General features: G+C 42.9%; 10 protein-coding genes, 1 pseudogene and 1 riboswitch. Of the genes and pseudogenes, 3 read left to right on the forward strand and 8 right to left on the reverse strand.

What is annotated here, in order from left to right; all coding sequences use genetic code 11:
* Positions 1-162: 162 nt before the first annotated feature.
* From AB4375_RS19265 to AB4375_RS19275, 3 genes and pseudogenes are all read right to left on the reverse strand, one after another.
* A pseudogene (locus tag AB4375_RS19265) lies at positions 163-432 on the reverse strand (carboxypeptidase M32); the annotation flags it as partial.
* 538 nt (positions 433-970) lie between these two features.
* Positions 971-1,882, reverse strand: coding sequence for a LysR family transcriptional regulator (locus tag AB4375_RS19270; protein ID WP_017069525.1), 912 nt, complete (start codon positions 1,880-1,882; stop codon positions 971-973).
* 330 nt (positions 1,883-2,212) lie between these two features.
* Entirely contained in the window at positions 2,213-3,685 is a 1,473-nt protein-coding gene (locus tag AB4375_RS19275; protein ID WP_017066275.1) for a carboxypeptidase M32, read from the reverse strand.
* Positions 3,686-3,981: 296 nt separating this feature from the next.
* On the opposite strand from AB4375_RS19275, the gene AB4375_RS19280 reads away from it, so the two are divergent.
* Positions 3,982-4,617 carry a LysE family translocator gene (locus AB4375_RS19280; RefSeq protein WP_372052335.1) on the forward strand — a complete coding sequence of 212 codons (636 nt, stop codon included), beginning with the start codon at positions 3,982-3,984 and terminating at the stop codon, positions 4,615-4,617.
* 106 nt (positions 4,618-4,723) lie between these two features.
* On the opposite strand, the gene AB4375_RS19285 is transcribed toward AB4375_RS19280, so the two are convergent.
* From AB4375_RS19285 to AB4375_RS19300, 4 genes are all read right to left on the reverse strand, one after another.
* On the reverse strand, positions 4,724-6,199 hold the full coding sequence (locus tag AB4375_RS19285; RefSeq protein ID WP_017063796.1) for an aerolysin family beta-barrel pore-forming toxin: 1,476 nt from the start codon (positions 6,197-6,199) through the stop codon (positions 4,724-4,726).
* Between the two features lie 560 nt (positions 6,200-6,759).
* Positions 6,760-7,221, reverse strand: coding sequence for a hypothetical protein (locus tag AB4375_RS19290; protein ID WP_017059728.1), 462 nt, complete (start codon positions 7,219-7,221; stop codon positions 6,760-6,762).
* Positions 7,218-8,030 (reverse strand): winged helix-turn-helix domain-containing protein, encoded by an 813-nt coding sequence (locus tag AB4375_RS19295; protein ID WP_017069349.1) that lies wholly within the window; start codon positions 8,028-8,030, stop codon positions 7,218-7,220. The genes AB4375_RS19290 and AB4375_RS19295 overlap by 4 nt, the downstream gene beginning before the upstream one ends.
* A gap of 385 nt (positions 8,031-8,415) precedes the next feature.
* On the reverse strand, positions 8,416-9,786 hold the full coding sequence (locus AB4375_RS19300; RefSeq protein ID WP_017069350.1) for a sodium:alanine symporter family protein: 1,371 nt from the start codon (positions 9,784-9,786) through the stop codon (positions 8,416-8,418).
* Positions 9,787-9,914: 128 nt separating this feature from the next.
* Positions 9,915-10,034: riboswitch (glycine riboswitch) on the reverse strand.
* A gap of 609 nt (positions 10,035-10,643) precedes the next feature.
* On the opposite strand from AB4375_RS19300, the gene AB4375_RS19305 reads away from it, so the two are divergent.
* Together AB4375_RS19305 and AB4375_RS19310 are read left to right on the forward strand one after the other, a co-directional pair.
* Complete coding sequence (locus AB4375_RS19305) at positions 10,644-11,378, forward strand: chromosome segregation ATPase (RefSeq protein WP_017059725.1); 735 nt, start codon at positions 10,644-10,646, stop codon at positions 11,376-11,378.
* 322 nt (positions 11,379-11,700) lie between these two features.
* Positions 11,701-11,919, forward strand: a complete 219-nt coding sequence (locus AB4375_RS19310; RefSeq protein ID WP_017066270.1) for a hypothetical protein — start codon at positions 11,701-11,703, stop codon at positions 11,917-11,919.
* 143 nt (positions 11,920-12,062) lie between these two features.
* Here AB4375_RS19310 and AB4375_RS19315 read toward each other — a convergent pair whose 3' ends face one another.
* Positions 12,063-13,604: a sodium:alanine symporter family protein gene (locus AB4375_RS19315; RefSeq protein WP_017059723.1), complete on the reverse strand. Its 1,542-nt coding sequence runs from the start codon at positions 13,602-13,604 to the stop codon at positions 12,063-12,065.
* Positions 13,605-14,144: the final 540 nt, after the last annotated feature.

The raw sequence follows: 14,144 nt of genomic DNA on the forward strand, positions 1-14,144 counted from the left end.
GTGCCGTCTATCCGACAATTTCGTGCTAGTAGGTACCAGAATCTTCCGTGATTGTTAAGTTCGATGAAGGGATAAAGCCTTCGAATCAACCTAAGTATGTTTTGAAAATGAGATTAAAAAGGCTGAAGCAATAAACTGATCAGCCTCTATCAATTTTTTCCATTAAAGGTAACGGCTTCTTAGATGGTCTTTGAAGTATTGCGCATTCAAGGTTTCACCGGTTGCGCCTTTCACCAAATCATCAGTAGTAAGCAGGCTGCCTTTGCTCCAAATGTTCGATTCTAACCAATTGAAGATAGGGGATAGGTCACCGCTTTCAATCACTGAGTTCACATCCACTGTTTTCTTCATTGAAGCCATGAACTGAGCCGCGTACATCGCACCTAATGTGTAAGGTGGGAAGTAACCGAATGCGCCGTCCGTCCAGTGGAGAATGTGACCTGCATTTTAAGGTAGTTGCGGCTGTCCAAATTCTTGCTAACGGGGCGACTTAACTCACAAAGTACGAAAAGTGGGGGCAGAGTACAGTTCTTGACTCAAACGAATTCGTTAGTTTTTGCTCTGTAAATCGCACTGAAAGAGTCACACACATACAAGGTAGTATGAGCATAGCCTTGAACAAGCCCAAAATCCTCGCTGAGAGCGTTTGAGGCGGTCTGAGGGTTGTTTTTGGTAGCTAATTTACCCATTTACCATAATAAGAATGATGAACTCCGACTTTAATTGCATGAAACGAGAGCTATCTATTTAGTTTCACTGCTGCGACAATCTTAATTTCTTACTAAACTGTATGATATCTTTTATATTATTTAAAGGTACAGGGAAAGTGACATGACTGAAGAGATAGTCAGCTTGATACCTCACACTCTTATATAAAGGGTGTAATCCATCAAAACTCGAACTTAAAGTTAACTGAAACGAAAACAAGGCTCTAATTGAACCTTGTTAAAAAATTGGATGAGTCTATGAGTTAACGACGGAGACCATCTTCAAATCGCTTGCGATAATTGTTTATCACGGTGATTAACGACTTTTTAATATCAACAATTTGTTTGGAATGTGGACACCAAAGCGCGAAGCCAAACTTGAAGCCCTCTAGCATCTCATCGGCTTCAACTGGCTCAATAGCATGATTGGCAAACTCAGTATTAGCAAAGGTTTTAGGCAGTAACGCCCAACCCAACCCCGCTTCGACCATCTTTATCACTAGGGCAAGTTGATCGATTGCTTCATTGTCTGAGCTGTAAATAATCTTCTCTGACATACCTTCTTCAATAAAAGATCGTAAGACAAATTGTTTGCTGTTTTTCAGAGCCACCAAGACTGCACTTTTCTCCAACCTAGATAGATCTCCACCTTTTTGAACAAAAGGGAGAAATTCGAAATGGCCAAGGAAAGTAGCATCAAAGCTATACATCGCCTGACGGTCATGCACATTGACGATACCAAAATGGTATTCGCCACTATCTATGCCTCTTTTGATGTCCTGTTTATTCCTAACAAAAAAGTTCACGCGCATTAGCGGAAAATCGCGAAGAAATTGCTGGCGGATTTCAACCAAAGCGCGATGAGGAATCACACTAGAATAAGCGATGTTGACGCTTTCTAATCCACCATAAGAGAGGCTTAGCGCCAATTTATCGAAAGTACGCGCTTGCTCGATGGTTAATTTAGCATTGTGATAAAGAAGGTGACCATCTTCAGTTGGCTCTACCGAACGCCCCACTCGTTCAAACAAACTGACCGCTAGTTGGTCTTCAAGGTTGGTAATCACCTGCCCTATCGTAGTTCGGTGCTTATTGAGTTTGACCGCGGCTTTGCTAAACGAGAGTTGTTCATAAACGGTCACGAACGCGAGAAGTTGTTCAAAACTAAAATTCATAGGTTTCACTTCCTTTCTAGAGTGATTTACTTAAAATATGATAACTGATCTGCACCAGTGATACTGGACACTCGACTAAGCGAGTTGCCATACTTCTGTTAATTCATGACTTACTAAATTAGATAAAACGCAACTCGGAAATGTCCAGAACCTTCACAGATGGCACTTCGTAACTCAGAAGTGCCCCTTTTCTAGTTAGAACCAAAGCTACCCTTCAGCCATAATTGTGACTTTTGACTTACAATACTTGTACTATGCTTTTTTCAGCTTGGTTCTACTTACACAGCAAGCTCTGCAAGTAGAAACCTTCAATGTAGTTGGGCGTTTTATCTACAGATAACGACTTCTCAAATGGTCTTTGAAGTATTGCGCATTCAAGGTTTCGCCCGTTGCACCTTTCACCAAGTCATCAGTGGTCAGCAGGCTGCCTTTGCTCCAAATGTTTGATTCTAACCAAGTGAAGATAGGGGATAGGTCACCGCTTTCAATCACAGAGTTTATATCTACCGTTTTCTTCATTGAAGCCATGAACTGCGCCGCGTACATCGCACCTAATGTGTACGATGGGAAGTAACCAAATGCGCCGTCTGTCCAGTGGATGTCTTGCATACAGCCGTTAGTGAAGTTGCCTTGAGTGCTTAAACCAAGGTAAGACTGCATCTTGGTATTCCATAACTCTGGCACGTCAGTGTGTTTGATCTTGCCGTTGATCAAGTCACGCTCAATCTCGTAACGCAGGATAACGTGTGCAGGGTAGGTCAGTTCATCGGCATCAACACGGATGAAGTCTTTCTTCACGCGCGTGTAGATCTTCTGGAAGTTTTCTTTCTCAAATTCTGAGCCTGAGAATTGCTGACCAGCCAAGTTCGCTAAGTGTCCAATGAACGGGTCGCTGCGGCCGACTTGCATCTCGAAGAATAAAGATTGAGATTCATGAATGCCCATAGAACGAGCTTCCCCCGCTGGTTGTCCTGCTAGGTGTTTTGGTAAGCCTTGTTCGTAACGTGCGTGGCCTGTTTCATGCACAATACCCATTAAGCTTTGAACGAATTCCGCTTCGTCATAGCGTGTTGTGATACGCACGTCTGAAGGCACGCCGCCACAGAATGGGTGAACACTTTCATCCAATCGGCCGTGTTCAAAATCGAACTGAAGCAGCTTCATGACTTCTAAACCCAGTGCTTTCTGTTTCTCGGTCGAATAGATACCTGATGGTGCGTTAAATTGCTCGCTCGATTGTTTTTCGATCACTTCATCAATTAAACCTGGAAGCCAAGTTTTAACGTCTGCAAATAGGGTATCAAGTGAAGTAGAGCTGGTGCCCGGTTCATAAATATCCAGCATCGCATCATAAGGCGTTAGATTGGCTGCGTCTGCGCGAATCTGCGCTTCTTCACGAGAAAGCTCAACCACTTCACGCCAGTTCTTTTCGAATCCAACCCAGTCGTTGTTACCGCGTTGGCTACGCCACGCATGTTCACATTTTGAACCCGATAGAGATTTCGCTTCAACCAGTTTTTCTGGAAGTAGGTTTGCTTGTTGCCACTGGCGTTTTATTTCACGAAGTGACGATTGTTGCTCAGTGTTCAGCGCTTCATTTTCAGCGTCTGCAATCCAATCGCCAAGCTGTGGTTGAGTCATTAAGCCGTGAATATGAACAGAAAGCTCGGCCATCGCTTCACTACGAGCTTGGTTACCACCTGCTGGCATCATTGAAGCTTGGTCCCAACCACAAATAGAAGCTAGGTGTTGAAAGCGTGAACATTTTTGAGAGTGTTCGACTAGTTTTTTGAATGCGCTCATTTGACTACTCTTAATTTGGTTTCTTTAAATGATCCTTAGGGCTGCGTCAGCGTTAAGGTTCATCTCGTGTACTTTGATTATGGCTTTGCTTTTTAATGACGCCGACCTTCGCAGTCGAAGATATAGCGAGAAAAGCATGAGGCGGTACGATGCCTTGAATTTACTATTTCTTAACAAATCAAACTGTTCTATTGTGCACAAAATCAGTGAGTTGTATAGCTGGTGGCAATTGTTGCTTGCGAATTGTTCAGATACACGGTATTGATGATAGATCGCTGAACAAAAATGACAATGATATGGATATTTTGAACTTTGAGGCATTTCTAATTGCCATCACTATTTTAACGCTAACGCCGGGCTTAGATACGGCTTTGGTGATTCGCAATACTAGCCGCTCTGGCTTAGCTGACGGTTGTATGACGAGCTTTGGTATTTGTAGCGGCTTGTATGTACACGCGTTTTTCTCTGCTGTGGGTATATCTGCAATCCTCGCCCAATCCGCTGAACTCTTTCAAGCCGTTAAGATGGTAGGTGCGGTTTACCTCATCTGGCTTGGCCTAAGCAGTTTGCGAGCGTTGATGAAAAACGGTGGCGGTTTGAAGGTCGGAGAACAAGCTCAGCAGGCTTACAGTGCAAAGCGTTCTTTGCGTGAAGGCTTTCTGTCTAACGTTCTTAACCCAAAAACAGCAGTTTTCTATCTGGCCTTTTTACCTCAATTTGTAAACCCTGAAGGTTCGCCTTTATTGCAATCTATGTTGATGGCTTCGGTACACTTTATGATTGCGATGGTATGGCAATGTGGTTTGGCTGGCGCGCTTAACTCGGCTAAAAATTTGCTCAAAAACGCGAGTTTTATGAAGTGGATGGAAGGCGTGACGGGCATGGTGCTGGTTGGGCTGGGTGTTAAGCTTCTGATGGAAGAGCTTGTGTAGTTCACCGTTTTCAGTTGAACATGAATATATGAAAGCCCACGATGTGTCGTGGGCTTTGTGCTTTATTACTGGTAGATCTTTGTACCGATCTTATTCTACAGCGCAGTTATTCAACGACGCTAATGTTCATCTCAGCACCTTCGAAACCTAAGTCACTCAACTCATCGGCGTTAAAGTTGGTGGTAACTTCGATGTCGCCAATGCGCTCAGTAGATTCGTTGACGGAATCAGTACTTCTTTTGCTGCGTAGATTGTTAGTAATTGGTGTTGCTTGTCCAATTTCGATAGTACCTGCAAATTGAGATTCAGCGTAGAAATCTCCAGACACGTAAGAGTGGAAGGGGCGTAAGCTTCCGCCAGTCGCGTATTGCATGCTTGATAAGCCAGCTTCTTTAATCGCCCAGCCCCAATCCCACCATTTAGTTTCACCTGGGATGTAACGGTGATCCCATTGGTAGCGAATGTCGGCAGATTCACTGCTGCCACGGCCCATGGTGAAGGTATGAGCCTTGTACGGGCGGTTATCTGGATGAGAGTGCCACGCGTTGCCACCCCAACGAAGGAAGCCGTTGAATTCAACATCGTAGCTAATATCGGCGTTGAATCGGTACGGGTAAGAGATGCTTGAACGATACAGCTCAACTCGAATCGGTAGCTCCGAATTCGCAGGAACCATAGGACGAGCTTGAAGTGTTACTTGTTCGCTAGTGGAGTTGCCATTTGTTTCAGCGAAGCTTTGGTTAGCCTCGAACTTAACGGTGAGCTTAGTTTCGCCAACCAAAGGCCACTTGAATGTGTTCTCTGTTTGAACGCTCTGTGAGAATCCGTAGCTGTTCGTTTTCGACCAGTTTGTTGATTCGTCTACTTTTAGGTCTACCACCACTTGTTGCGCGATGTTGCTGTTGTTTCTTGCCGTCGCGTAAACCGTTTTCACTAGTTCACGATCCGACTCGACAACATCACCATGCCAAAAGTTGTCGTCGTTAACGGTGTAGGCAAAATTGTCGACGGTGATTTTGGTTTTTTCATCACAGCGATAGCCGCTACAAGAGCCATTGTTATTTCCTTGTATTACCCAACTGTTGCCAGAGCGCTTTATCGTCATGTCTTCGCCCACGTACTGACTGTTATTACCGCCAACCCAAGCGTAACCTAGGTTGTGGGCTAAGTAGCTTAATGGGCGTACAAAGTCGTTACGGTTGTTCACTAATTCATACTGAACATCGATTTCGCTGCCTTCCTGAACCGATTTGGCGGAATAGTTAGGGATTTCAGATTGGTCGTTGTTTGGGTAACAGAACGTTGACCCACTGCTTGATTGCTTAATTTCGCCATGATAACCCGGCCCCATGATTACCCAGTTTCCTTTTAACCCGGTGATCTGCCAAGTGCCCATGCGAGCGACCAAAGTACTCTTCTGCTCTTCTGCTTCATAACGGTCTATAGGACGATAACCAGAGCGACAGACATCTTCACCAAGTTGGTCAAACACTATTTGGTCTGGGTAAATCTTCGCATTTACACCGGTTGATAGAACAGACAACACTGCGGTTGCTAAGAGACTTCTGTTTACTGTGATCATTAACAATTCCCTCATTTGTAATTTTTCTATTTTGATAATGTTTTGTGTGCCGTGCAGTTAACAAGACAAGTTCACTTTTTCATGTTGATAAATAGATAGATACTGAAAAGGGTTGAATTAAATTACCCAGTTAATTCAATGGCTTGTATTGTCATTAGTGTTTTTACGGTGAAAGAGTATGCAACTGAACGTAAATTGTTTGATGGGGCTCAAACCGTTTTTAGAAAAATGAAGGCCCATTATTCGGGCTTAGACGTCAAAATTATTTGACGTTATTTTTGGCGTTTGTATGAATGGTTAATTAGAAGAACAGGTATAACCATTCACAATACTCGTAGTTTTAAGGTGGGCAGGTAGTGAGTGACAAAGAGTAAAAATCTAACTTGAATATTTTGCTTTGCTATCGGTTTTAAAATGCAAACACTTAAAGTAAGGAAGACTGTAATAATTGTATTACTAATAAAATAATGAAAATAACCATCCGTTTTTTATGTGTAATATCGGAAAAGCTTGCTACTTGATAATAGGGCACTTTTTGCTAGTGGTTAAACTATCTCTAATTATCGTTTGGCCAGAAGTTGCGTTCGGCCTGTATTACACGTTTTAATGATGGCAAATAAATCATTCGAACTTAAGATATCAATCTTTACCGTTAATGGGTCATTGTTGATTAACAGGTAAGGCGCCAATCGGCTGTCATTCATTGTTTTATTTATTTTTTGCACAGAGACTAAGTCAATGGTGCCAGAAATAGAAAAGAAAAGTGATTGAGAAGGACGGGCTGTTCCTCTGAATCGCAGAACAAGTGGGTCGGGCATGTTGTCGTCTTGAACGGACATCAGGTGCAGCACCTTGTTGTTACTTATTTTCGTTAATCCGTCGGTACGTAATACATTGTCATTCACTATCAGGTCCACCACGCTATGTTGGTAGCGATGCTCTTCTTTTGGTTGGGGCGAAGGGATACTCCATATGCCAACCAATAAAACGAATGCAGAAATGAGCGCAACGATTGGCATCATAATTGACCTCTTTCTAGGAATAGGGCCAGTTCGGTACTGGCTTGATCTAGTTGGGTTGGCGTGTAAAAGATGTTGACGGACTGGCGTGTGGCTTTGTTCAGAATAGAGAGCTCAGAATATTCCGCTTCTTCGCTAATGTACGCCACGCAATCACATTGATACTGATAGAGAATGCTTTCTAGCTCTGGCGTCATCGCCATTTCAGGGGCTTGGAAAACTTGTATTTGACCTATCCATTGCTCGCTGAGCCGGTTAACGGGTTTGATATCGCTGAGGTTTATCTCATTAACCTTAGCAAAAGCCAATAACGCTGATGCCAACAGTAAGCAGCCAGTGGTGAAGTAGCATAACTTGTTTCGGTTTTCAGCAGTGGGAAAGTAAGCCGACGAACTTTGTTTAGGGTTAGGCTTAGGTTCGACTGCAACAGCTGCACCGATAGCAATACCGTTATTGCCGACGGGTATCAGGTTGCTCGCATCAGCAAGGGGAGTTGTGGCTGCATTATTGATGGGGGAGTCGATTACCACGCACTCATCGATAAGGCGATAGCCCACCTTAGGAACGGTGACGATTGGGGTTTCTTTGATGCCTAATCTAACGAACCCTTGGCGCAGTAAACTTATACTTTTCGCTAGTGACGTATCCCCTATGAACTCGTTTCCCCAAGCGAAGCTAATAATATCTTGTTTGTTAACAATATCGGGTGAGTTTTTATGTAATAACTCCAGGACCCGAGTTTCACGGTATCCTACTTTAATAGAACGTTCATCGTTATAAATACGGTTTTTAATCGGGTCGAATCTGATCATATAGCCAACGTTTTATTTTTATTATAATTCTCTCTACAATGTAGATGACTATAAACTGACTAATATATGAATTAAAGTCACATGTTTTATTCTTCTGGTTTTTTGTGTCGTTGAAACAAAAAAGAAATTTAATATGTTTGTGACAAAACGCCTGACACCAACACACAATCTGTTAAATATAAGTAATATCTAATTAAGTGTTGGTTTTATTAGTGTCCTTTTTAGTAGTCTACTATTCGCTTTATTAAATCGCATAGTAGTCGATTTAATATTCTTGTTATTTATAAGGGCATATGTGCTGCATAATAATTTAAGACGTTTCGCTATGTGATGAAAATAAAAAAGCCCGCAGTTGAGTGCGGGCTTGGTATTCAATCACTTCAGTTTACGCTTTAACTGCTTCACAATCATGTGAAGACGTCAACGGTTTGAAGAATAGCTTGGTTTCTTCGATAACAACGTGGCGCAGCAAGATAAGCCCGATTAGGTTCGGAATTGCCATTAGGCCGTTCACGATATCAGCCATTATCCAGATCATGTCGAGCTTTAAGAATGCACCAGAAGCCACCAACGCAATGAAGATGATCTTGTAAGGCAATACAGCTTTGGTACCTAGCAAGAACACAACACAGCGCTCACCGTAGTAGTTCCAACCTAAAATTGTTGTAAACGCAAAGAAGATTAAGCCAACAGAAACCAACATAGGGCCAAGGGTATCTGCATTCAGACCAACAGCGAATGCGTGAGTGGTCATCGCAGCGCCTGAAAGATCAGTCTGCCAAGCACCCGTTAAGATAAGCGCCAAACCTGTCATCGTACAGATGATGATGGTGTCGAAGAAGGTACCTGTCATAGAGACAAGTCCTTGTTTCACACATGAGTCTGTTTTAGCCGCTGCTGCAGCCATTGGTGCGCTACCTAGGCCAGATTCGTTCGAGAACACACCACGAGCGATACCTGATTGGATAGCAAGCATGATGCTCGCACCAAAGAAACCACCGGTTGCTGCTGTGTTGGTAAACGCAGAAGTTACAACAAGGGTAATGGCATTCAGTAGTTGGTCTGCATTTGAAATCAGAACGCTTAAACACGCTACGACGTACATAACCGCCATAGTAGGAACAACTTTCCCTGCTACTTTAGCGATAGATTGGATACCACCAAGGGTTACCACCGCCACTAATATCGTAAGAACGACAGCAGACAGCTCACGAGAAGCGCCAAATGAGATTTGAGTTGCGTCTAAGATAGCGTTGACTTGCGGGAAGGTACCGATACCGAAGCAAGCAACGCCGAGCGCGAAGACAGCGAACATTACCGCCAAGATTCGCGAGCCGACACCGTATTGCAGGTAGTACATTGGGCCGCCAACCATTTCGCCATTGCTATCAGTTCTACGGTATTTAACGGCAAGTAGACATTCTGCGTATTTGGTCGCCATACCAAATACAGCGGCAAGCCACATCCAGAAAAGGGCGCCGGGGCCACCAATCTTGATTGCGGTCGCTACACCAACGATGTTACCTGTACCAATGGTCGCTGAAAGTGCAGTACACAAAGCGGCGAAACTCGATACGTCACCCGTACCGGATTTGTCTTTGCTGAACACCATTTTCAGTGCAGTTGGGAGGTGTCTAAACTGGAGTAAGCCTAAGCGAAAAGTAAAGTAGATACCTGTACCCACTAGCAGAATAAGCAGTGGTGGTCCCCAAACGAATTGGTTGATGGTTTGTAGTGTAGCTTGTAGGTGGTTCATAGATTCCCCTTAATAAATTAAAAATTTAAGGAGAAGAGGGAAGGCAGTGCAGATCTCAGGGATCGGGGGCACTACTTAATACATACGGATTTCTAGATAGAATTCTTGTGTTAATTAAGGCTGTTGCTTTCCACTCCTCTGTCCTTTTGCCTGAGAGTTTCACTTAGCGAATCACTTATAGATAAGTAACGGGCACTAAGCTTGCTCCTTCGGCGACCGATCTAACGGTTCTCTCCAGAGGTTCCTCCAACGACAGTCCTCACTTTTCTGGATTTCTCCAGCATAAAGCACCTGAAAGATTTACTTCTTCGGCGGGTCAATCTAACTAAATGTTAATGTTTAGTTAAAAACCACTCTCCTGCAGTCTTCATCGGAACAATTACCTAAATAATTAGGTAATCTGTAGGCGTATCCTAGATCATATAAAATGTGATGTCAGCTACAAAATATCTGTTTGCACAAATGTTGTTCAACTAAATGATCAAACAACGAGTCTCTGACGTAACTTACTTATTTAAATGGTATAAAATAGAGAAACAAGGAGGAGTTATGACTCGACTAATAGCGATTGTTTTTTTATTGGCTTTGGCATTTGTACTATTTCGTTACCGGACAAACGAAAAACTGCAAAAATGGGTAGTGATAGTTATCGTTAGCAGTTTCCTTTTGTATACTGCCAGCTTGATGATTTCGGAGTTAACTCGTTAAGCCTGCCTGTAAACAGGTGGGATGAATGTGTTAGTAAAGCTTAAGTGCTTCTGGCTTGAGCGATAGGTTTAACTGAGCCTTCACAATCAGTATTGGCATTCGTGTCAGTGACCGCGTAACGTTAAATAAATTTTTTGGAGTACCCGCTAGTGAACCAGCAATCTGGACAAAGCGAACAAGATGAAGTGGTTGTTATAGAAGAACGCGATAAGCGCAGTCAGCTCTATATCGGCATTGCTGCGGTTATAGGTTTAGCACTGGGTGGCTTAATTGGTTCTACAGTTACGGCTTCTAAGTGGGAGTCCACTTACCAGGTACTCGAAACTCGTTATCAAGAACTGCATGACAGCAGAGCACAGTTGATGACATCCGTTGAAACTAAAGTGGCAAAAGTTGATACCGAAATCGATGCGAAAGTAGAAGCCGCTCTAGTGAAACAAACGGAAGAGCATCAAAAAGAGCTCCAGGAATTAGCGAAGCAGTCTTCGGTTTTAGAGAAGGCGAACTACTCGTTAGAGCAACAGCTAAATGAACAGAAGCAAACGTTAGAGCAAACTCAGCAAGACAACCAGAAACTTAATCGTCAGGCTGACATGCAATCGACTTTGTTTGAGCGTGCGCGTGAAGTTTTCCGAAAAGAATTACAGATTTCTCAAGAACTTGAAAAACTTGAGAAAGAAAGAGATCAACTCGAGCAGAATCTTGGTTCTCTTAAGAAAGCGTGTGATGTTTACTTAGATGGCACATCATGGGATGCGAAATCTGACGCGTGTGAGAAGCAAGATAACGCTAACTCTCGACTGAGTGATATAAGACAAATGATTGAAGTCCACACCATGGACCTCAAACAGATCAAAACTCTCACTGAAGAGATGGGTCTATAAGCCGAAGGCTTTACCAACCTAACGTTAGTTTTGCACTAAATATTGAAACGCCCACATCACACACGTGATGTGGGCGTTTTGCGTTTGTCGAGAGCATAGATCCGGTGCTTTCTCATTATTGATTATTTGCGTGTTTTCATTGTTTGCTTAGATATTTGTGAATAGTTACGTATATCCACAATGATATGTTACTTGTTGTCTATTAAATGACTTTGCATACATATTTTCAGCTCAGAGTCGCTGCATAATAGTGTTGTTCAGGATGAACACGCAGTCGATTGCTAGCTCGCATTTGGCTGCTTTGACGAAAAGGGATGGAGTGATGCCAGAGTATCTTTGTGAGAACTGCACCATAGCTTATTGTTTCGATGATTGTCGCTCGCCATTAGCGCAAAAAGAGATGATCAAAGTAGAAGAGTTGGTTCGTCGTGTCGATGTTGAACACGATGATGAACAGAGTGAAAAGAGTGAGCAGGGCATTGAAGGTAGTTATTCGCCTAATCGTTCAGACATAAAAAATCCCCACAAGCCAAGCTGGTAGGGATTTTGGATAAGTTGCAGTCCTGTTCTCGCTTTCTCAAGCAAAGGGTCTTACAAAAATTTTTAGAACAGTTTCGTTTTTAGAGCTGTGTCGTTTCTTAGAATGCAGTTAGCTACTAGAGCAAAACCTCATTCCACTAAACGTTATTTCTCATACGTTTTGATTTCGCCTGATTTCACACGAGCAACAAACGATTGCAGTTCTTTCTTCACAACTGGCATCAAGAAGTACAGACCAAGAATGTTGAAGATAGACATCGCAAAGATAGCCGCATCAGAGAAGTCGATTACCGCACCAAATTGAATCGTGGCACCAATAACAACAAACACACAGAACATCACTTTGAAAATCAGTTCCGTTGTTTTACCTTCACCAAATAGGTAAGTCCAAGCCTTAAGACCGTAGTACGACCAAGAGATCATGGTAGAAAACGCAAACATGATTACTGCGAGAGCGAGTGTGTATTTGAATACTTCTGCCGTTTCAGTAAACGATGCAGCAGTCAGCGTTACACCCGTTAAACCAGAGCCATCGAATGGACCTACGTTTAAACCAGCGATAGTGATAACCAATGCGGTCATTGTACAAATGATTACCGTATCAACGAACGGTTCTAATAGTGATACTAGACCTTCGGTGATTGGTTCTTTTGTTTTAACCGCTGAGTGAGCGATAGCTGCTGAACCTACACCTGCTTCGTTCGAGAATGTTGCACGTTTCAAGCCTTGAATTAGCGCACCAATAAATCCACCAACAACACCTTCACCAGTAAATGCACCTGTAAAGATTGCGCTGAACGCAGGGCCAACTTGATCAAGGTTAGAACCGATAACAATCAGAGCCATACCGATATACAGAGCAGCCATCCAAGGAACAACTTTTTCTGTTACCGATGCGATAGAAGGCATACCACCAACAATCACAGAGAAAACTAAAGAGGCAAGTACAAGGCCAGTGATCACACCGTATTCACTTGGTACATCAAATGCGTAAGTTAACATGGCGTGTGCTTGGTTAGCTTGGAACATGTTACCGCCGCCTAATGCGCCTAAAATACACATTAATGCGAAACCAATAGCGAGCACTTTACCTAGTCCGCCTAAACCTCTTTCACCCAGACCTTGGCTTAGGTAGTACATTGGACCACCCGAAACAACACCTGAAGGTAGGATAGTTCGGTATTTCACACCTAAGGTACACTCACAGAACTTAGAAGCCATACCCAGAAGGCCACACAAGATCATCCAGAATGTCGCGCCAGGGCCACCAATCGCAAGTGCAGCACCTACACCGGCAATGTTACCAAGCCCGACAGTACCAGAAAGCGCCGTTGTTAACGCTTGAAAGTGAGAAACCTCGCCGTCCTCTTTAGAGTTAGGATCGGTATACTTACCTTTGATAATGTCTATCGCCATGCCGACACGTTTAAATTGAACAAAGCCAAAATAAACAGTGAATATGATCGCAGCGAGCAACAGCCAGCCAACAATCACTGGGAAGTTAGCTTCACCAATCGGTACACTTTTAAATATCAGCCCAACGAACCAACCTGTGTATTCGTTGAAAAAACCATCAACACTTTGACTTAAGTTGCTGATAGCTTGGTTAAATGATCCTTCTTCTGCAAATGCACTGGAACTAAACAATAATATAAACCCAAAAAATAATTCACGTATGTTTTTCATGGTTTTCCCTGTCTTTTTAATAAATTATGTTTGTTGCTGTTGTGTTTGTTTTCTATTTGATTTGTATATTTCAGCGGTATATCTACTTCATTCGACGGCAACATAAACGGCTGTAGCTAGGTCGAAAAACGAAATAAATATAAGTACTGATCTTGCTTTATATGGATATCCTTTTGGTATGTGCACCAATAAGACTATGGTATTCGGACTACCAAGCCCTACTGACAATCCTATACATAAAAATAATGCCAACAAAGAGATTTTTACAATGAATTTACAATTGTTCGGGTTTTGTCATCATTTGGGAATAAGTCGATGCTTTTTAGGCAGAGAAAAGTATATGCAGTAGTTGTTTTAGGGGCGGGTGAAGGATAATTCAGAGTGATGGGCTGTCGGGACATAGAGGGGGACATAGAGCGAACGTAGGAGAGTTCGAGTATTCGATATGTTTTGGCGGTGTTTAAACATTCGAAGGCTGAAGGTGTCTTTGGATCTGAGGATATTAAAAAAGCCCTTTATCAGTAATGCCGATCAGTTAAA

It is taken from the genome of Vibrio sp. 10N.261.51.C6 (genome assembly GCF_041471785.1).
In the GTDB taxonomy this organism is placed as follows: domain Bacteria; phylum Pseudomonadota; class Gammaproteobacteria; order Enterobacterales; family Vibrionaceae; genus Vibrio; species Vibrio crassostreae_C.

What these genes read in the sequence shown, in the direction of transcription:
- AB4375_RS19295 (WP_017069349.1), bottom strand. Translation starts at nt 8,030, where the DNA reads ATGATCAGATTCGACCCGATTAAAAACCGTATTTATAACGATGAACGT.
- AB4375_RS19280 (WP_372052335.1), top strand. Translation starts at nt 3,982, where the DNA reads ATGGATATTTTGAACTTTGAGGCATTTCTAATTGCCATCACTATTTTA.
- AB4375_RS19290 (WP_017059728.1), bottom strand. Translation starts at nt 7,221, where the DNA reads ATGATGCCAATCGTTGCGCTCATTTCTGCATTCGTTTTATTGGTTGGC.
- AB4375_RS19310 (WP_017066270.1), top strand. Translation starts at nt 11,701, where the DNA reads ATGCCAGAGTATCTTTGTGAGAACTGCACCATAGCTTATTGTTTCGAT.
- AB4375_RS19275 (WP_017066275.1), bottom strand. Translation starts at nt 3,685, where the DNA reads ATGAGCGCATTCAAAAAACTAGTCGAACACTCTCAAAAATGTTCACGC.
- AB4375_RS19270 (WP_017069525.1), bottom strand. Translation starts at nt 1,882, where the DNA reads ATGAATTTTAGTTTTGAACAACTTCTCGCGTTCGTGACCGTTTATGAA.
- AB4375_RS19315 (WP_017059723.1), bottom strand. Translation starts at nt 13,604, where the DNA reads ATGAAAAACATACGTGAATTATTTTTTGGGTTTATATTATTGTTTAGT.
- AB4375_RS19285 (WP_017063796.1), bottom strand. Translation starts at nt 6,199, where the DNA reads ATGATCACAGTAAACAGAAGTCTCTTAGCAACCGCAGTGTTGTCTGTT.
- AB4375_RS19300 (WP_017069350.1), bottom strand. Translation starts at nt 9,786, where the DNA reads ATGAACCACCTACAAGCTACACTACAAACCATCAACCAATTCGTTTGG.